Source organism: Micromonospora sp. DT41 (genome assembly GCF_049841715.1).
GTDB classification, from domain to species: Bacteria; Actinomycetota; Actinomycetes; order Mycobacteriales; family Micromonosporaceae; genus Micromonospora; species Micromonospora profundi.
Window position 1 is genome coordinate 181,902 of the sequence record NZ_JBNCKU010000009.1, and the last position, 17,867, is coordinate 199,768.

18 protein-coding genes are annotated in these 17,867 nt (G+C 71.2%); 7 read left to right on the forward strand and 11 right to left on the reverse strand.

The features are described from left to right. Positions 1-85: 85 nt before the first annotated feature. Together pknB and ACLQ23_RS18800 are read left to right on the forward strand one after the other, a co-directional pair. On the forward strand, positions 86-2,071 hold the full coding sequence (gene pknB, locus ACLQ23_RS18795; RefSeq protein ID WP_355593075.1) for a Stk1 family PASTA domain-containing Ser/Thr kinase: 1,986 nt from the start codon (positions 86-88) through the stop codon (positions 2,069-2,071). Between the two features lies 1 nt (position 2,072). Next, entirely contained in the window at positions 2,073-2,930 is an 858-nt protein-coding gene (locus ACLQ23_RS18800; RefSeq protein WP_355593077.1) for a deoxyribonuclease IV, read from the forward strand. A 68-nt stretch (positions 2,931-2,998) separates the two neighbouring features. Here the strand turns inward: ACLQ23_RS18800 and ACLQ23_RS18805 are convergent, their stop codons facing one another. The 4 genes from ACLQ23_RS18805 to ACLQ23_RS18820 all read right to left on the reverse strand — a co-directional run bounded on the left by ACLQ23_RS18805 (position 2,999) and on the right by ACLQ23_RS18820 (position 7,888). Then, on the reverse strand, positions 2,999-4,027 hold the full coding sequence (locus ACLQ23_RS18805; protein ID WP_355593079.1) for a threonine aldolase family protein: 1,029 nt from the start codon (positions 4,025-4,027) through the stop codon (positions 2,999-3,001). Positions 4,028-4,083: 56 nt separating this feature from the next. After that, positions 4,084-5,490 (reverse strand): class II 3-deoxy-7-phosphoheptulonate synthase, encoded by a 1,407-nt coding sequence (locus tag ACLQ23_RS18810; RefSeq protein ID WP_355593081.1) that lies wholly within the window; start codon positions 5,488-5,490, stop codon positions 4,084-4,086. Positions 5,491-5,584: 94 nt separating this feature from the next. Then, positions 5,585-6,094, reverse strand: coding sequence for a nuclear transport factor 2 family protein (locus tag ACLQ23_RS18815; RefSeq protein ID WP_355593083.1), 510 nt, complete (start codon positions 6,092-6,094; stop codon positions 5,585-5,587). Positions 6,095-6,271: 177 nt separating this feature from the next. Next, positions 6,272-7,888 carry a glycosyl hydrolase family 18 protein gene (locus tag ACLQ23_RS18820; protein ID WP_355630818.1) on the reverse strand — a complete coding sequence of 539 codons (1,617 nt, stop codon included), beginning with the start codon at positions 7,886-7,888 and terminating at the stop codon, positions 6,272-6,274. Between the two features lie 164 nt (positions 7,889-8,052). On the opposite strand from ACLQ23_RS18820, the gene ACLQ23_RS18825 reads away from it, so the two are divergent. Then, on the forward strand, positions 8,053-8,547 hold the full coding sequence (locus ACLQ23_RS18825; protein ID WP_355630815.1) for a glutathione peroxidase: 495 nt from the start codon (positions 8,053-8,055) through the stop codon (positions 8,545-8,547). A gap of 339 nt (positions 8,548-8,886) precedes the next feature. Then, positions 8,887-9,561 (forward strand): NADPH-dependent F420 reductase, encoded by a 675-nt coding sequence (locus ACLQ23_RS18830; RefSeq protein WP_355593089.1) that lies wholly within the window; start codon positions 8,887-8,889, stop codon positions 9,559-9,561. A gap of 28 nt (positions 9,562-9,589) precedes the next feature. On the opposite strand, the gene ACLQ23_RS18835 is transcribed toward ACLQ23_RS18830, so the two are convergent. Beyond that, positions 9,590-11,188, reverse strand: coding sequence for a glycosyltransferase 87 family protein (locus tag ACLQ23_RS18835; protein WP_355593091.1), 1,599 nt, complete (start codon positions 11,186-11,188; stop codon positions 9,590-9,592). A 129-nt stretch (positions 11,189-11,317) separates the two neighbouring features. On the opposite strand from ACLQ23_RS18835, the gene ACLQ23_RS18840 reads away from it, so the two are divergent. Beyond that, positions 11,318-12,181, forward strand: coding sequence for a DUF4397 domain-containing protein (locus ACLQ23_RS18840; RefSeq protein WP_355593093.1), 864 nt, complete (start codon positions 11,318-11,320; stop codon positions 12,179-12,181). After that, positions 12,154-12,879: a class F sortase gene (locus tag ACLQ23_RS18845; protein WP_355630812.1), complete on the forward strand. Its 726-nt coding sequence runs from the start codon at positions 12,154-12,156 to the stop codon at positions 12,877-12,879. The genes ACLQ23_RS18840 and ACLQ23_RS18845 overlap by 28 nt, the downstream gene beginning before the upstream one ends. Positions 12,880-12,986: 107 nt before the next feature. Here ACLQ23_RS18845 and ACLQ23_RS18850 read toward each other — a convergent pair whose 3' ends face one another. The 5 genes from ACLQ23_RS18850 to ACLQ23_RS18870 form a co-directional block, all read right to left on the reverse strand. After that, positions 12,987-13,337, reverse strand: a complete 351-nt coding sequence (locus ACLQ23_RS18850) for a DUF2203 domain-containing protein (protein WP_053658024.1) — start codon at positions 13,335-13,337, stop codon at positions 12,987-12,989. A 77-nt stretch (positions 13,338-13,414) separates the two neighbouring features. Next, positions 13,415-14,233 (reverse strand): pyrroline-5-carboxylate reductase, encoded by an 819-nt coding sequence (gene proC, locus ACLQ23_RS18855; RefSeq protein WP_355593097.1) that lies wholly within the window; start codon positions 14,231-14,233, stop codon positions 13,415-13,417. Positions 14,234-14,305: 72 nt separating this feature from the next. Further along, the gene (locus tag ACLQ23_RS18860) at positions 14,306-15,334 is read right to left on the reverse strand and encodes a 6-phosphofructokinase (protein ID WP_355628086.1); all 1,029 of its coding nucleotides are present in this window, start codon (positions 15,332-15,334) and stop codon (positions 14,306-14,308) included. Positions 15,335-15,497: 163 nt separating this feature from the next. Next, complete coding sequence (locus tag ACLQ23_RS18865) at positions 15,498-16,001, reverse strand: pyridoxamine 5'-phosphate oxidase family protein (RefSeq protein ID WP_355593099.1); 504 nt, start codon at positions 15,999-16,001, stop codon at positions 15,498-15,500. A 77-nt stretch (positions 16,002-16,078) separates the two neighbouring features. After that, on the reverse strand, positions 16,079-16,576 hold the full coding sequence (locus tag ACLQ23_RS18870) for a polyadenylate-specific 3'-exoribonuclease AS (RefSeq protein ID WP_355593215.1): 498 nt from the start codon (positions 16,574-16,576) through the stop codon (positions 16,079-16,081). Between the two features lie 294 nt (positions 16,577-16,870). Between ACLQ23_RS18870 and ACLQ23_RS18875 the strand changes: the two genes are divergently transcribed. After that, entirely contained in the window at positions 16,871-17,563 is a 693-nt protein-coding gene (locus tag ACLQ23_RS18875) for a Crp/Fnr family transcriptional regulator (RefSeq protein ID WP_030337710.1), read from the forward strand. 94 nt (positions 17,564-17,657) lie between these two features. Here ACLQ23_RS18875 and ACLQ23_RS18880 read toward each other — a convergent pair whose 3' ends face one another. After that, positions 17,658-17,855 carry a hypothetical protein gene (locus ACLQ23_RS18880; RefSeq protein ID WP_355593101.1) on the reverse strand — a complete coding sequence of 66 codons (198 nt, stop codon included), beginning with the start codon at positions 17,853-17,855 and terminating at the stop codon, positions 17,658-17,660. Positions 17,856-17,867 lie beyond the last annotated feature (12 nt).

Genomic DNA, 17,867 nt, shown 5'->3' on the forward strand with positions numbered 1-17,867 from the left:
GACCTCGGCGGGACGGGCCGGCGGTACCCCCAGGCTGTAGCATCCTGTTCTACCTTCGCCCTCTGGACACATAGACTCCCTGCCGATGGACACACAGGTCGCCGACACGTTGCTGGGCTCGCTGATCGACGGGCGCTACCGCATTCGCGGTCGCGTGGCCCGTGGCGGCATGGCGACCGTGTACACCGCAACCGACGAGCGTCTCGAGCGCACCGTCGCTGTCAAGATCATTCATCCGACGCAGGCGCCCGAGGCCCGTACCCGGATCGCCAACTTCGTGGCCCGGTTCACCGACGAGGCCAAGACGATCGCCCGGTTGACCCACCCCAACGTGGTGGCGGTCTACGACCAGGGCACCCACGCCGGCCTGCCGTACCTGGTCATGGAGTACGTCCGCGGTCGCACGCTGCGCGACGTGCTGGCCGAGCGGCGCCGGCTCAACCCCGACGAGGCGCTGGCCATCGCCGAGCAGATGCTCGCCGCGATCGGCGCCGCACACCGGGCCGGTCTGGTCCACCGCGACGTCAAGCCGGAGAACGTGCTGGTCGCCGAGGCGCCCACCGGCGGCGTCGCCAACCTGGTGGACAGCGTCGTCAAGGTGGCCGACTTCGGGTTGGCCCGCGCCGTCGAGGCGAGCGCCGACGACGAGCAGGGCACCCAGTTGATGGCAACCGTTGCCTACGTCGCCCCGGAGTTGGTCACCGAGGGTCGGGCCGACCCGCGTACCGATGTCTACTCCGCCGGGATCGTGCTGTTCGAGATGCTGACCGGTCGGGTGCCCTACGACGGGGACCGCCCGGTGGAGGTCGCCTGGCAGCACGTCGACCGGGACGTGCCGGCGCCCTCGACGCTGGTGCCCGGCCTGCCGACGGTCCTCGACGGCCTGGTCCAGCGGGCCACCCGACGCGATCCCGCCGCCCGGCCCGCCGATGCCGGCGCGCTGCTGGCCGAGGTGCAGGTCGCGCGGGACCAGTTGGGCGACATCAACAGCAGCACCGCTGTGCTGCACCGGGTGGCCGACGACACGTCGGTCTCCCAGCCGACGATGATGGTCGCCACTGTCCGCCCGGCCGAGCGTCCGACGTGGGCGCGGCTGCCGGAGGGCAGCGGCCAGGGGCCGGGCCGACGGCGGGCCGCCCCGGAGCCGTCGGAGGGTCTGGGGGCCCGGCTCGCCGCGCTGCGCAGCACGGTGATGGGCCACCCGCAGGGCCGGCTGGCCGTCGCGGCCGTCGTGGTGACGCTGGGCCTGGTGGCCGCGCTCGGCGGCTGGTGGTTCGGTGTCGGCCGGTACACGTCCGCCCCGCAACTGGTGAGCCTGAGCAGTGCGGACGCGCAGGCGCAGGCCGACCGCGCCGGCCTCAAGCTGGCGTACGGGGAGCCGCGCTATGACGAGCAGGCCCCCAAGGACAGCGTGCTGGAGCAGAACCCCGCGTCGTCCGCCAAGATCGTCAAGGGTGGCACGATCACGCTGACCCTCTCCCTCGGCCCGGAACGCTTCCCGGTGCCGGACGTGATCGGCAAGGAGTACGAGCTGGCCGAGGCGGACCTGCTCAACGCGAAGCTGGTGGTGGCCAAGGGCGCTTCCCGCTATGACGACACCCTGCCCGCCGGCGTCGTCCTGGACAGCAACCCGAAGGTCGGCGCCGAGGTCAAGCCGGGCACGAAGATCACCCTCGTTCTGAGCCGCGGCCGGGCGCCGATATCGGTGCCGAACCTGGTGGGCAAGAGCCTCACCGAGGCCCGGGCCACCCTGTCCCGGCTCGGCCTGGTGGCGGTGGAGACACCAAAGGACTCCGACAAGCCGAAGGACGAGATCCTCGGCCAGAGCCCGGCCGACGGCACCGGCGTGGAGAAGGGCACCCAGGTCAAGCTGGAGGTCAGCAAGGGCCCACCGCTTGTCGTCGTGCCCCGCGTGGTCGACCTGCCCTGCCAGCAGGCCAAGCAGGTGCTGGAGGGCCAGGGCTTCCCGGTGGCGATCCAGTTCAACCCGAACGCCACCGTGCGCTTCCAGACTCCGGGTGAGAATTCGCAGGTGCCGCCGGGCACCCAGGTCACGATCGGATGCCTCTGAGATGCCGGTGACCCCGGTCGGCGCACACACCCCCACCTCCGGCGGGTTGGCGAAGGCCGCCCTGCCGTACGTCGACGCGACAGGCGCCGAGGTGGTGCAGGTCTACGTCTCCAACTCGCGGGGCTGGGCGTTGCCCCCGGGCGACCCGGCGCAGGACGCGCGGTTCCGCGACGGTTGCGCCGAGCGGGGCATCCCGGCGTTCATCCACGCCTCGCTGCTTGTGAACCTGGGTTCCCCCACGCCGGGCACCGTCGAGAAGTCGGCGCAGACGTTGGCGCACGCGCTGCGCCGGGGCGTGGCGATCGGCGCTCGGGCTGTGGTGTTCCACGCCGGCAGTTCGGTCGACGAGGGGTACGCCGAGACGGCGATGCGGCAGGTCCGTGCGGAGCTGCTGCCCCTGCTCGACTGGGCCGCCGAGGCTGGCGGACCGATGCTGCTCGTGGAGCCGAGCGCGGGCGGCGGCCGGTCGCTCGCCTCGCGCGTGGAACAGCTCGGCCCCTACCTCGACGCGGTGGACCGGCACCCCATGCTCGGGGTCTGCTTCGACACCTGCCATGCCTGGGCGGCCGGGCACGACCTGGCTGCCGAAGGCGGCATGACGGCGACACTCGACACGCTTGTGGCCACTGTGGGTGCGGATCGGCTGCGGCTCGTGCACGCCAACGACTCGAAGGATCTGTGCGGCTCCACACGTGACCGGCACGAGAACATCGGCAAGGGCACCATCGGTGAGCCGGCCTTCGCGGAGCTGATGACCCACCCGGCCGTCGTCGGCGTCCCGATCGTCGTGGAGACCCCCAGCGAGCAGCAACTGGGCCACACCGCCGACATCACAACGCTGACCCGCCTGCGCCCCTGAAACTCCCATGCGGTTGGCAACGCGACGCCGCCAACCTCATGATCAACAGGTAGGGCCGGCAGGTGAGGTCAGGCGGACAGGACGCGGGTCAGCGCCGTGCTGGCCTGGGTCACCGCGTCGTCGTCGATGCCCAGGTAGGTGACCAGGCGAGCGGTGCGCGGGCCGAGCACCGAGATGAGTACGCCCTGCTCCCGGGCCGCGGCGGCCAGAGCGCGGGCGTCCAACGCGTGCTTGGTGAGATCCAGGAGGACGAGGTTGGTGCGGACCGCGGTGGCGAGCACACCAAAAGGCGCGACCGCCTCGGCGAGCCGGGCCGCTCGGGCGTGGTCCTCCGACAGCCGGTCGACGTGGTGCGCGAGCGCGTACCGGCCGGCGGCCGCGAGGATGCCAGCCTGACGCATGCCGCCGCCCATCCGCTTGCGGATCATCCGGGCGCGTTCGATCTTCTCGGCGCTGCCCACCACGAGCGAACCGACAGGCGCGCCGAGGCCCTTCGACAGGCAGACCGACATCGTGTCGAAGAGCCGGCCGTACTCGATCAGGGGCACCCCGTCGGCGACGTGCGCGTGCCAGATCCGGGCGCCGTCGCAGTGCAACGCCACCCCTGCCGCGTCGGCGACACCGCGCAGTTCACGCAGCGTCGCCAACGGGATCACACCGCCGCCGCCCCGGTTGTGGGTCTGCTCCACGGCGATCGCACGGGTGGGGACCGCGAAGTAGCCGTCCGCGCGGACCATCCCGGCGACCGTCTCCGGGTCGATGTCCGCGCCGACCGCCGGCCAGGTCCGCGAGGAGATGCCACCGTACGCGGCAGCGGCCCCGATCTCGTACGTGACGACGTGCGCGTCGGCGTCGCAGAGCAGCTCTTCACCGGGTGGCACCAGCAGTTGCAGGGCGATCTGGTTGGCCATCGACCCGCTCGGGGCGAACAGCGCCGCCTCGTGCCCGAACAGCGCGGCGACCTCGGCCTCCAGCGCGTTGAGTGTCGGGTCCTCGCCGTAGACGTCGTCACCGACCTCGGCGGTGGCCATCGCCTCCCGCATGCCGGCGGTCGGCCGGGTCAACGTGTCGGAGCGCAGGTCGACAAGGTCAGCCACGGTCATTCCCCTCGGCCGCCGACTGCGGGGCTCGCAAACCCGGCTCACTCCTCGCGTCAGCCACGGAGCATCTCCGCCACGAGGAACGCCAGCTCCAGCGACTGCTGGGTGTTGAGTCGCGGGTCGCACGCGGTCTCGTACCGGTCGGGGAGGTCGAGGTCCTCGATGCCCTGGGCGCCGCCCAGGCACTCGGTGACGTCCTCGCCGGTCAGCTCGACGTGCAGGCCACCGGGGTGGGTGTCAAGCCCTCGGTGCACCTCGAAGTAGCCGAGCACCTCGTCGACGATGCGGTCGAAGTGCCGGGTCTTGTAGCCGTTCGACGACTCGTGGGTGTTGCCGTGCATCGGGTCGCACTGCCAGACCACCTTGGCGCCGGAGGCGGTGACCTTGGAGACGATCGGCGGCAGGGCGTCGCGTACCCGGTGGTTGCCCATCCGGCTGATCAGGGTGAGCCGGCCGGGGATGTTGTCCGGGTTGAGCTTCTCGCACAGCTCGATGGCCTCGTCCGGGGTGGTGGTCGGGCCGAGCTTGACGCCGATCGGGTTCGCGATCCGGGAGATGAAGTCGATGTGCGCGCCGGTGATCTGCCGGGTGCGCTCGCCGATCCACAGGAAGTGCCCGGAGAGCCCGTACGCCCGCTTGTCGGAGACCCGGGTGAGCGCCCGGTCGTACTCCAGGGCGAGGGCCTCGTGGGAGCAGTAGAGGGTGACGGTCCGCAGCGCCTCGTCGTCGGTCATCCCGCAGGCCCGGATGAAGGCCAGCGCGCGGTCGATCTCCCGGGCGATCGCCTCGTAGCGCTCCCCCGCCGGGGAGTTCTTCACGAAGCCCTTGTTCCAGTCGTGCACGGCGTGCAGGTCGGCGAGCCCACCGGCGAGGTACGCCCGGAGCATGTTCATTGCCGCCGCCGAGTTGGCGTACGCCCGGATCATGCGCTGCGGGTCGGCGACGCGGGCGGCCGGGTCGGCCTCCAACGAGTTGATCATGTCGCCGCGGTAGGCGGGCAGGCCACGGGCGTCGGTCGGCAGCGAGCGGGGCTTCGTGTACTGGCCGGCGACCCGGGCGACCTTGACCACCGGAAGCGACGCGCCGTAGGTGAGCACGATCGCCATCTGGAGCAGGGTGCGGGCGTTGGCAAGCAGGTGGCTCTCGGTGTTGTCGACGAACGTCTCGGCGCAGTCGCCACCCTGGAGCAGGAACGCCTTGCCCTCGCAGACGAGGGCGAGCTTCTGCCGGAGCTGGTCGACCTCGTAGGGCGCGACGACCGACGGCACGGTGTCGAGGACCTTGCAGACCTCGGCGACGGCCGCGGGGTCGGACCACGGCGGAACCTGCTCGCGGGGCAGCTCCCGCCAACGGTCCAGGCCGAGCGCGGCGTCCTCGGCGGAGTCGGCGGTCGGGCGACTGGTCTGCAGACCCGGGCTACCGAACCCGGGATGGCTCAACTGATGCCACTCATGGCGCATGACAGAAAGCCTACGGCGGCCGTCGGCGCACCCGGGCGGCGAGGGGGACGGTTCCGCACGTTGGGAGATCGATCCCGCCGGAAAGAGGCGCGACTCAGGACACCGGAGACGGCACGGCGGTCGGCGACGCGCTTCCGGCCGGCACGCCACCGGGAGCCTCTGCGGCGATGCACCAGTCGCCACCGTCACGGGTGACGGTGAACACCAACGGACGGGTGATCTTCTTCTTGCCCGCGGTGACGGAGACCGAGACGCTCACCTCCTGCCCACGCGGCGAGGACCGGACGTCGGTGATGGACGCCTCGGGCACCGTGAAGTGGTCGGCGAAGTCACCGTTGGGGCCGGTCGCGGCAAGGTCGAAGCTCTCGTGCAGCAGCGCGCAGAGCTGGCTCCGGCCGGCGGCGACGTCCTTGGCGATCATCGCGTCGAGGTACGCCTGCACGCGCTCGCGGGACCAGGTGGCGGCCTCCTCGGCCGGCGCCCGCTCGGGCTTGGCTGCCGACTCGTCCTTGTCGCCGCCGCCGATCCCGCAGCCGACCAGCGCGGCCGGGAGCAGCACGAGCCCGGCGGCGGTCGCCGCCATCCTGCGGTGGGTCGGGCGCATGCCACCTCCGTCGACGGGATCGAGATGTGCCGAGCCGCGAGTCTGCCATATCGCAGCGGAACCGCCCAAGGCCGGCGGCCCGGCCGACGCTTGGCGTCGACCGGGCCGCTTCGTCACGGGCGGGAAGGGACGGTGCGGGTCCCTCCCCGCCGTGTGGGTGTTGCGTCGGCGCTCGGCTCAGCCGAGACCGCCCTTGATGGCGCCGATGAGCTCGCCGTTGCTCGTGTCACCGGAGAGTTCCCAGAAGAACGCGCCACCGAGGCCCTGGTTCTTCGCGTACGTCATCTTGCCGTTGATTGTCGACGGGGTGTCGTAGCTCCACCAGTTGCTGCCGCACTTGGCGTAGGCGGTGCCGGCGATCGTGCCGGTGGCCGGGCAGGTGTTCTTGAGGACCTTGTAGTCCTCGATGCCGGCCTCGTAGGTGCCCGGCGCCGCGCCCGTGGCGCTGCCGCCCGGAGCAGCCTGCGTGACGCCCGTCCAGCCCCGGCCGTAGAAGCCGACGCCGAGCAGCAGCTTGTTGGCCGGGATCCCCTTGCTCTTGAGCTTCTGGATCGCCGCGTCGGAGTTGAAGCCCTGCTGCGGGATGCCGGTGTACGAGGTCAGCGGCGAGTGCGGGGCGGTCGGGCCCTGGGCGTTGAACGCGCCGAAGTAGTCGTACGTCATCGGCATCAGCCAGTTGAGGTTGCCGATGGCCCCGGCGTAGTCGGTGGCGTCGATCTTGCCGCCGTTGCTGCCGTCCGCGGTGATGGCGGCGGTGACCAGGGCGTTGGAGCCGAACTTCGACCGTAGCGCGCTGATCACGTTCTTGAAGGCGTTCGGGCCGCTGCTGTCACAGGTCAGGCCGCAGGCGTTCGGGTACTCCCAGTCGACGTCGATGCCGTCGAAGACGTCCGCCCAGCGCGGGTCCTCGACCAGGTTGTAGCAGCTCTCGGCGAACGCTGCCGGGTTCTGCGCGGCCTGGGTGAAGCCGCCGGACCAGGTCCAGCCGCCGAACGACCAGATCACCTTGAGGTGCGGGTTCAGCTGCTTGAGCTTGCGCAACTGGTTGAAGCTGCCGCGCAGCGGCTGGTCCCAGGTGTCGGCGACACCGTCGACACTGTCCGCCGCCGTGTACGCCTTCTCGTAGTCGGCGTAGCTGTCACCGATCGAGCAGCGGCCGCCGGTGGTGTTGCCGAAGGCGTACAGGATGTGGGTCAGCTTGGCGGCCGAGCCGCTGGTCTGGATGTTCTTGACGTGGTAGTTGCGGGCGTAGACGCCCCACTCGGCGAAGTAGCCGACGACCTTCTTGCCACCCGTGTTCGGCGGTGGCGTGGTGGGCGGGGCCGTAGTGGGCGGGGCCGTGGTCGGCGGGGCCGTGGTGGGCGCTGCCGTGGTCGGCGGGGTGGTCGGGGTGCCGCCACCGCACGGTGCGCCGTTGATTGTGCAGTTCAGCGGCGCCTTGTACGCGCCGGTGCCGTTGTAGCCCCAACTGAAGGAGGCGCCCGGGGCGAGGCCGCCGGCCCAGCTCTTCTTGACCGCCACGTAGTGGTTGCCGCTGCTTGTCACGTCGGCGTCCCAGGCGCTGCTGATGGTGGTGCCCGACGGCAGGTCGAACTCGATGCGCCAGGTGCTGACGGTGGCGCTGGAGCCGTTGGTGACGGTCACCTTCGTCTCGTGACCGGTCCCCCAGTCCTGCGCCTTGGCGAACGTGGCGGTGACAGTGCCGGCGCCGAACGCGGTGGTCATCGGCACCGCTGCGACGGTCACGGCGACCACGGCACCGGCCCAGAGGGCTCGGCGGAGCGATCTTTTCATGAGGCGTCTCCCGAACTGTTAGGAAACTTTCCAAAATAGATTGGTGAGACGGTACTCACACCGTCATCACTTCGTCAAGATGCGCATGCGTCGATTTCCCGTGGTGCGTGACTGCCCCGCCGGCCACTCCGACCCGAACGCCTACCGGCGCGTAACCTCTGGCCATGACCGTGTTCGACATCCCCATCGAAGCCCTCAACGGCGGCCCCGCCGACCTCGCCCAGTACCGGGGCAAGGCGCTGCTGGTCGTCAACGTCGCCTCCCGCTGCGGCCTCACACCGCAGTACGCCGGACTCCAGGCCCTCGCCGACTCCTACGCCGAGCGTGGCCTCGTGGTGCTCGGCGTGCCGTGCAACCAGTTCGCCGGCCAGGAGCCGGGCACCGCCGCCGAGATCAGCGACTTCTGCCAGGTCAACTACGGGGTCACCTTCCCGCTGACCGAGAAGATTGACGTCAATGGCCCGAACCGGCACCCGCTCTACGCCGCGCTTGTCGACACCCCCGACGCCGACGGCCACACCGGGGACGTCCGCTGGAACTTCGAGAAGTTCCTGGTAGCACCCGACGGCACGGTCGCGGCCCGCTTCGCCCCCACAGTCGCCCCCGACGCCGAAGAGCTGACAAACGCCCTCGAAAAGACCCTCCCCACCGCAGCCTGACCGACCGCCCCAACCCGCGTCGATCATGGACTTGTGGTGCCTGGTACGGGGTGCCTTGCCGGACTTATCCCCCACCACAACTCCATGATCGACGGGGTGGAGGGCGCGACCGCTCGTCACCGACGGGTGGCACGTTTCCGGAGAGCCGGTCTCCAGCCGAGGCGAGCAGTACTTTGTGGTGGACCGGGTCGCTGCGTCGCCATGCGTCAGTGCTGGCGCGAGGGTCGGTGAGGCAGCGCATTGCCGAGAGCCGGTGGGGCCGGTCGTCGCTCCGGCAGCCGAACGGCCCGCCGCGCCGGTGGCGGAATGTGTCGCGGGTGGACGGAGTTGGAAACCGACATGACAACTGTGGGACTGATCGGCAGTGGCAACATCGGCGGCACCGTGGCGCGGCTGGCGGTGGCCGCCGGCTACGACGTGGTGGTCAGCAACTCGCGGGGGCCCGAGACGCTCACCGAGTTGGTCGAGGAACTGGGCGAGCACGCCAGTGCCGGCACGGCACACGACGCCGCACAGGTCGGTGACCTGGTGGTGGTAAGCGTGCCGCTGAAGGCGTACCGGGCGGTGCCCGTGGAGCCACTGGCCGGCAAGGTCGTCATCGACACCAACAACTACTACCCGCAGCGCGACGGGACCATCCCGGAGCTGGACTCCGGCGAGACCACAAGCAGCGAGTTGCTCCAGCGGCACCTGCCGGACTCCCGGGTGGTCAAGGTCTTCAACAACATCTACTTCAAGGCCCTGGCCGACCTGCCCCGGCCCTCCGGTGCTCCGGACCGCAGCGCCCTCGCGATCGCCGGTGACGACGACGCCGCGAAGGCCGAGGTCACCGCATTCCTGGACCGGATCGGGTACGACGCCGTCGACGTCGGCCCGCTCGCCGAGGGCTGGCGCTATCAGCCGGACACCCCGGCGTACGGCACGCTATACGCCAACACGCCAACGGACTGGGAGAACCCGGCGCCGGGCGACGCCGAGAAGCTTCGCGCCGCCCTGGCCGCCGCCACCCGCTGAGCACCGCCGCCGTCCTCCCCGCGACCGCCTACCGGGAGGTCGTACGGAGGGCGGCGGCGAGTTCGTCGTCGTAGCTGGCGATCGGCCGACCGTCCGAGGCGTACGCGACGAGCCGCCCCTGGGCCATGTTCGCGGAACGGAACGAGAACGTGCGGGTTCCCGGGTACGCGTCGAGCAGCGGGATGGTCCGGGGCGTCCCGCCCGGGGCGGAGTAGTACTCCAGGCGGGTCACCTGCGGGGACACCACACCGTTGACGCGTACCTTTGTCTTCTCGGCGCGGGTGTCGAAGGTGACCGGCGCGTCGGTGCCGTAGGCGGCGCACTCAGCCGGGCCCCGGCAGACGAAGAAGTAGCGCGGATTGGCCACGTCGTCGAGGGCGTACGCCTTGAAGGTCGGATCCGCTCCGGCGGGCAGCGGTTGCACGGCGAAGAACGCGAGCGCCACAATGGCCGTGACACCCACCCGTAGCCAGCCCCGCCCGGCGGCCCGCCGGTTGGCTCGTGTGGCGGCGACCGCGACGCCACCGAAGCCGACAAGGCACAGCAGGCACACCCCGACAGCACGGGCGTTCTCGAAGAGGAACTGAAGGCCCGGCCGCATCGACACGGGACTGAGGACCGCGCCCAACGACACGACCATCGTGCCGAGCAGCGCAGCGCCGGCGACCCGTCGGGTGACGCCGGAGGCGCCGATCAGCAGCATCGCGGCGAGCACCGGCCAGACCTGGTGGTGCGTCCAGGACACCGGGGACGCGGCCACTGTGGCGCAGCCGACCAGCACCGCCGCGTGCCCGGGTCGGTCCTCCCGCGTCAGCTGGCGGGCCCGCAGCAGGGCCGCCGCGCAGATCACCGCCACCAGGCCGGCCCAGAGCAGGGGCAACGTCGCCTCGTCCACGCCGACGCGCAGCAGCATCCCGTGCAGGGACTGGTTGCCAAGCGAGGCCAGGTTGCCGATCCGCGAGGTCTGCCGCACCGCCTCGGTCCAGTACGTCCAGCTCTCGCCCGGCAGCACTATCGCGGCGATCCCGGCGCAGGCCACGAAGGTGGCCACCGCGCGGCCGGCGTCACGGTAGCGGCCCGTGGCGAGGAAGTAGACGACGAACAGCAGCGGGGTCAGTTTGATCGCGGCGGCGACCCCGACCAGCATCCCGCGCAGCCGGGGCGGCACGACGCCCATCCCGTCGAGCAACGCCATGAGCACTATGAAGATGCTGACCTGGCCGAAGCGCAGATTGCTCTGCACAGGCGCGGAGAGCATCAGCACCGTGGCCGCCACCGCCACGACGAGCGGTCGCCGGGCCTGTCGGGTGCTCAGCGCGACGCCGACCGCCCCGGCGATGGCGACGACAGCCGCGCAGGTCGCCACCAGCCAGAGCCCCTGCACCACGCCCTCGTCGACGGCGGTGATCGGCCCCAGCACCAGGGCGGCGAACGGCGGGTAGGTGAACGGTCCGCCGTTGGCCGCCACGAACCCGTACAGCGGTCGGCCGGCGTGCAGATCGGACAGCGCGCCGTAGTAGATGTGCAGGTCGGAGAGGCGATCCTCGCGCCGCAGCACGAGCACACAGGACACCAGCGCGACGACGACGAACGCCGCCCACGCCAGCGCGATCCGACGATCTCGCATCGATCGAGAATAGGCGATGGCGACGACAAATTTCGGCGACATCTCCGCCACAACTTGCGGCAGAGTCCCGTACACGGGACTCTGTCTCTGCGCCACCGCCCGCTTACCGAACGCCCACCGGAGGGTGACATGCAGAGGCTCCGTACCGTGCCCCGCCGGCTGTTTGCCGGCGCCGGCGCGCTCCTGCTCGGCACCGGCCTCGCCGCCGGCACGCCGATGCTGGCCAGCGCCGCGACCGGCGCGGACACCGTCGGGTACGTCCGGCTCGCCCACCTCTCCCCCGACACCCCGGCCGTCGACGTCTACCTGGCCACCCCCGACGCCGCGAAGCCAAAGGTCTTCCCCGGCGTCGGCTACGGCGTGGTCTCCGACTACCTGGGGCTTCCTCCCGGCCGGTACGCGGTGGCGATGCGCGAGGCCGGCAGCCCCGCCGACGAACCCCCGGTGCTTACCACCGAGGTGGCCGTGACCAGCGGCAGCGCGTACACGGTGGCCGGCGTCGGTCGACACGCCGACCTGGGCCTGCGGGTGCTCCACGACGATCTCAGCGCGCCCGACCAGGGTCACGCCAAGGTCCGTGTCGTGCAGGCGTCGGTGCGGACCCCGGTCCTCGACGTGGCCGCCGCCGACGGCCCGATGATCGCCAACGGCGTGCAGTTCGCCACCACCACCGCATACCAGCAGGTCCAGCCGGGCACCTGGCGGCTGCGACTGACCGGAGCCGGCGGGCCGAGCACCGACGCCGAGGTCCGGCTCACCGGCGGCGCCGTCTACTCGCTGCTGGTGCTCGACGACAAGCAGGGCGGGCTCACCGCCGAGCTGCGCCGCGACGCCGAGGGCGGCACCGTCGTACCCGCCGGTGGCGTGGACACCGGCGCGGGCGGCGCCGCCGGGGCAGGCTTCGGCGCGTACCTCCTGGTGGCCGGCGGATTGGCCGCGGCGGCCGTCGCGGCGAGCCTGCTGCTGTGGCGCCGGCGGCGAACGACCTGGTGAGCGCCGGGCCCGGTCTCGCGATCCGACGGCACCGCGACCGGCGGGCGCCGGTGGCCGCGCTTGTCGCGGCCGGCGCGGCGGTCTGCCTGGCCATCGGCGCCGGAGTCGGGCTCGTCACCGGCGCCGGGCGGGCCGACGCCGGCCAGCCGCCGGCCGCACGTTGGCACCCCGGCTGCGCCGACGGGTGCCCGTCGATGGCCGCCGCGCCCGCGACCCAGGGTCCACCCACGCGGGTACGCGTGCCACGCATCGACCTCGACTCGCCGCTCACGGTGCTCGGCCTGGACAGCGCGGGCGCGCTGGTTCCGCCGACCGAGTTCGACACGGCTGGCTGGTACGGCGGCGGTCCCGCGCCCGGCGACACCGGTCCGGCGGTGCTCGCCGGGCATCTGGACTCGCGGCGAGGCCCGGCGGTCTTCGCCCGGCTCGACGAGCTGCGACCCGGCGACCTGGTGCACGTGTGGCGTGGCGGGCAGCAGCTGTCGTTCCGGGTGACCGGGTCGCTGCGCGCCCGCAAGGACGAGTTTCCCACCGCCGTGGTCTACGGCCCGACGCCCGGTGCGGAGCTACGCCTGGTCACCTGCGGCGGCGACTTCGACCGGCGGCGCGGGCACTACCGGGACAATGTCGTCGTGTTCGCGATCAGCGTGGCCGCCGATCCGGCTCTGCCGAAGTCCAGCGCCGCCCGCCGGCCCTGATCGACTCGGGTTCCTGGAAATCGGGGCATCGCAGTGGCGTGGACACCCCGATTTCCTAGAAACCGAGTCGATCACTGCCAGCGCACCCAGCGGCGGGCGGCGCAGCGTCAGACCGGGCGGCGACCGGCGAAGCCGCACTCGGCCCGGTGGTACCAGCGCACGTCGGAGTCGCCCTCCAGCCAGCACCAGAGCACGGCACGGCCGGCCCGTTCGCCGGGGAAGTCGAGAAGCACAGGGGCGATGCCCTTGACCTGGATGTCGTGCTGGTGCAGCTCTTCGACGACGCCGTGCAGCCGCGCCTCAAGCCCCTTCACCTCGGCGAGCCCGCCGAGCGCGCTGACGCCGTGGTCGGCCAGGTCGACGCGCAGCTCGGCCAGGTCGGCGCGGAGCCGGATCAACTCGTCGACACGCGGCCGGAGGGTGGCCACCAGGTGCCGGGCCTGGGCGAGTGTGAACACCGGGCCAGTATGCGCCACCCACAGGCTCGGCAGGGTCCCGCGCGGAGCAGGCCTGCCCACTCGCGCGGGCGAGGCCGTCAGTCGGCTTGGGCGGCCAGTTCGCGGGCGCGGTCCCGGGCGGCTTCCAGCGCGGCGAGCAACGCGGCCCGTACGCCGTGCTTCTCCAGCTCGCGGATCGCCGAGATGGTGGTGCCGGCCGGTGAGGTGACGGCTTCGCGCAGCTTGACCGGGTGTTCGCCGGAGTCGCGCAGCATCACGGCCGCGCCGACGGCGCTCTGCACGATCAGCTCGTGCGCTACCTGGCGGGGCAGGCCGAGCAGGATTCCCGCGTCGATCATGGCCTCGACCAGCAGGTAGAAGTAGGCGGGGCCGGAGCCGGAGAGCGCGGTGACCGCGTCCTGCTGTGATTCGGGCACCCGGATCGTCTTGCCGAGGGGCTTGAACATCTCCTCGGCGAGCGCCAGGTGCTCCCCGGTGGCGTGCACGCCTGCCGAGATGGCAGTCATCGCCTCGTCGACGAGCGCCGGCGTGTTGGTCATGACCCGGATGACCGGGGTGCCCTCGGGCAGCCGGCGGCTGAAGAAGGCGCTGGGCAGCCCGGCACAGAGCGAGATGACAAGCTTGTCGGCGGGCACCTTGGGGCCGATCTCGTCCAGCAGGGCGCCGGCGTCCTGCGGTTTGACCGAGATCGCGAGCACGGCGGCCTCGTCCACGGCGGTCAGGTTGTCGACCACACGTACGCCGTAGCGGGCGGTCAACTCCTCGGCGCGGGCCGGCCGTCGGGCGGTGGCGAGCAGGCGGTCCACAGGCCATCCGGAGCGCAGCAGGCCGGAGAGCATCAGCTCGCCGATCTTGCCCGCGCCGATCACCGCGACCGTGTGCACTCCGGCTGACATGGTGGCCGTACCCCCTCGCGTCGGGTCGCGGCGCGGCGGACCGATGGCCCGCCGCGCCGCCGTAGGTGTTGATCAGCTACCGAAGAAGACCTCGGCCTCGGCGTACCGCTCCAGCGGCACGGTCTTCAGCTCGCGGGTGGCGTCGGCGAGCGGCACCCGGACGATGTCGGTGCTCTGCATCGCGACCATCTTGCCCCAGTCGCCCTCGTGGACCGCGTCGATGGCCTGGAGGCCCAGGCGGGTGGCGAGGACCCGGTCGAAGGCGGTCGGGGTGCCACCGCGCTGGATGTGCCCCAGCACCACGGTGCGAGCTTCCTTGCCGGTCTTGGCCTCCAGCTGCTCGGCCAGCCACTGACCGATGCCGCCGAGGCGGACGTGGCCGAAGGAGTCCAGCTCCTGGTTGGCGAGCACCATCTGGCCGTCCAGCGGCTGGGCGCCCTCGGCGACCACCACGATGGGGGCGTACTGGTGCTGGAAGCGCTTCTCGACGTAGCCGGCAACCTGGTCGACGTCGAACTGCCGCTCGGGCAGCAGGATCACGTTGGCGCCGCCGGCCAGGCCGGCGTGCAGGGCGATCCAGCCGGCGTGCCGGCCCATCACCTCGACGACGAGGGTGCGGTGGTGGCTCTCCGCCGTGGTGTGCAGCCGGTCGATGGCCTCCATCGCGATGTTGACAGCGGTGTCGAAGCCGAAGGTGTAGTCGGTGGCGCCGAGGTCGTTGTCGATGGTCTTCGGCACGCCGATCACGTGCACGCCCAGCTCGTAGAGCTTGGTGGCCACGCCCAGGGTGTCCTCGCCGCCGATCGCGATGAGCGCGTCGACGCCCTGGCTGGCCAGGTTGTCCTTGATCCGCTCGACGCCGTTCTCGATCTTGAACGGGTTGGTCCGGGACGAGCCGAGGATGGTGCCGCCGCGGGGCAGGATGCCGCGGACGTCCGCGATGGTCAGGGGACGGGACAGACCCTCCAGCGGGCCCTTCCAGCCGTCCCGGAAGCCCACGAACTCGTGACCGTAAGTGGCGACGCCCTTGCGGACCACCGCCCGGATGACCGCGTTGAGACCTGGGCAGTCGCCGCCGCCGGTGAGCACGCCGATACGCATGATCCGCTCATCCTCCTGGAGCATCAGGTAAAGCCCGATTTGCCCCAGGATATGTGTCAGATCAGACCATCGGCGCCGTTGCCGGCCCGGGGCGGGCCGTCACTGCGCACTGTAGTCGGCCTGCCTGTGCAATGACAGCGCGCCCCGGGCGTCCCGGCGCGGGTCAGTACGTCACCTCATGGTTCTCGCCCGGTGCCGGCGGCCGGCCGGTGACGACGGCCTTGGCGAACCCGAACAGGTTGACCACGGTGCTGCTCGGCGAGTCCCAGTACTCGGCCGAGCTGGCGTGCACCTTGATCAACGTCAGGCCCGGGGTGTCCGGCCCCTGTGGGAACCACACAGTGAGCACCGGGTTCCACAGCTGCTCGGCGCGGTCCCTGTCGAACGCCTCGGTGGCGGTGCCCGAAACCGACACCCAGGCGCTGCGCTTCTGGTCGGAGAACGCGACGTTGACCTCCGGGTTGACCCGGATCTGGCGGACCTTGGCGGAGTCGGCGGAGGCGAAGAACCACAGGTCCCCGTCGAACTCAACCTCCTGGAGCCCCATCGGTCGGCTCACCAACCGCCCGTCCAGGCCGATCGTGGTGAACATGCAGATCCGTGCCTCGCGGACCAGCTCGGTGACCCGGGCGCGGGCCTCGACGACGCTGGTCGGCTCGTTGCTCATGGCACTCTCCCTCGGCTCGGCTCGCCGAACCGATGCCCGGGACAGAACCGGTCAAACCTGCAAAGGTACTACCACTCTCAGCGGGCCGTCATCGCCCGCCAGCGGGCCAGGTTGTGCCGGGCGTCGACAAGCGCGTCGTGCCGGGCCGCGTCCGCGTCGGGAAGGGCCGGCCGACCCTTGTCGTCCCAGAGTTGGCGCAGGTCCTTGGTGAACCGGGGGATCTCCCGGGGAAGCGCCGGCATCGCACCCCAGAGCTGGGCGAGGACCACATGGTCGTACGCGGCGTACCAGGCCCACAGTTCCATCTGCTCCCCCGGCCGGTCCCGGACCGGCTCGACGAGGAACTCGTACAGGTCGTCCCGGATGCGCTCGCGGGAGCGCCAGGCCCGGTCGGCGGGCGAGGGCAGCTTGTCCAGCACGTTGCGCCGGACCCAGGGCACGGCGCGTGAGTCGTCGAACTCGGTGGAGACCGCGTAGAACTCGCGGCCGTACTCGTCGACGACACCGATCGAGACGAGATCGACGATCCGACCGTCCTCGATGAATTCGCAGTCGTAGAAGTAGCGGTAAACCATTCCGGCCATCCTCGCCCACCGGCGCCGGGCACGTCCCGGCAGGGCCCCGAAAACAGGTCACCGCAGGTCAGCGCCGGTCCGAACAGCCGATGACGACAAGCACACCTCTGCCGGTACGCCACAACTCGCCACGGTCACGGAAGTGCTTCGAGGGGTGTACAGCAAGCGACCGGACCGTCATGATCTGATGTGTATCGCTAGCCGGACGCCGAATCGGTGTCAGTTCACCTTGTCGGGGCACATCAGTTCGCCCGGTGAGCGAGTTGTGGTCCTTGACCGGGGAGGGGTTGGGCCGTGGAGGTTCGCCTGCCGGAGCCGGGTGATGCGCTCACGGGTGTCGAAATGTTCGCCGGACTGGAGCCTGAGGTGCGGCAGCGCGTGATCGCCGCCGCTGTCCCGCGTACCTACCGCAAGGGCCAGTTGCTCTTCGTGGAGAACGACCCCGGTGAGTCGCTAATCGTCCTGCGTCGGGGTGCCGTCGCCGTGTTCCGCACCGCGCCCACGGGTGAGCGGGCGGTGCTGTCGGTGATCCGTCCGCCGGATGTGCTCGGCGAGGTCTCCCTGCTCGACGCCTCCACCCGGTCCGCCTCGGCCGAGGCCATCGAGGACTGCGCGGCCCTCGCGCTGTCCCGGGGGGCGTTCATGGAGCTTGTGCATTCCAACCCGCGCATCCTGGACGCGGTGATGCGCTCGCTGGGCGGGCTGATCCGCCGACTCACCGAGCAGAACGCCGACCACGTCTTCCTGGACCTGCCCGGCCGGGTGGCCAAGACGCTGGTCCGGTTGGCCGGCGAGAGCCAGGCCCCGATGATCACGATCGAGCTCAACCAGAGCCAGTTGGCCGAGATGGCCGGCGGCTCCCGGCAGAGCGTCAACCAGGCGATCGGCTCGTTCGCCAGCCGCGGCTGGCTGCGTACCGAGGGTCGCCGGATCGTGGTCACCGATGTGGCCGCGCTGCGCCGACGCGCCGGTATGAACGACCGCTGACCCGCCTGAGGGCTGTCAGCGCACCGAGACGGACGCGACGGTGCCGGGTCACCAGTGGGTGACCCGGCACCGTCGTCGTTTCGGCGGCTCGAGGTCAGACCCCGGAGCTGCCCGGCCCGGCCCACTTGTCCGGGCCCTTGCCGTCGCCACCCGGGCCGTGGGTCTGCTCGCTGACGATGCCCTCGGCCTGGAGCGTGGCGAGCGTGGCGGCGTCGACGTCCACCGACTCACCCGCGGAGTGGCTCACTCCGTTGCCGTCGGTCCAGTCGCTTTCCAACTTGACGTACACCATTGACCTGTCCCC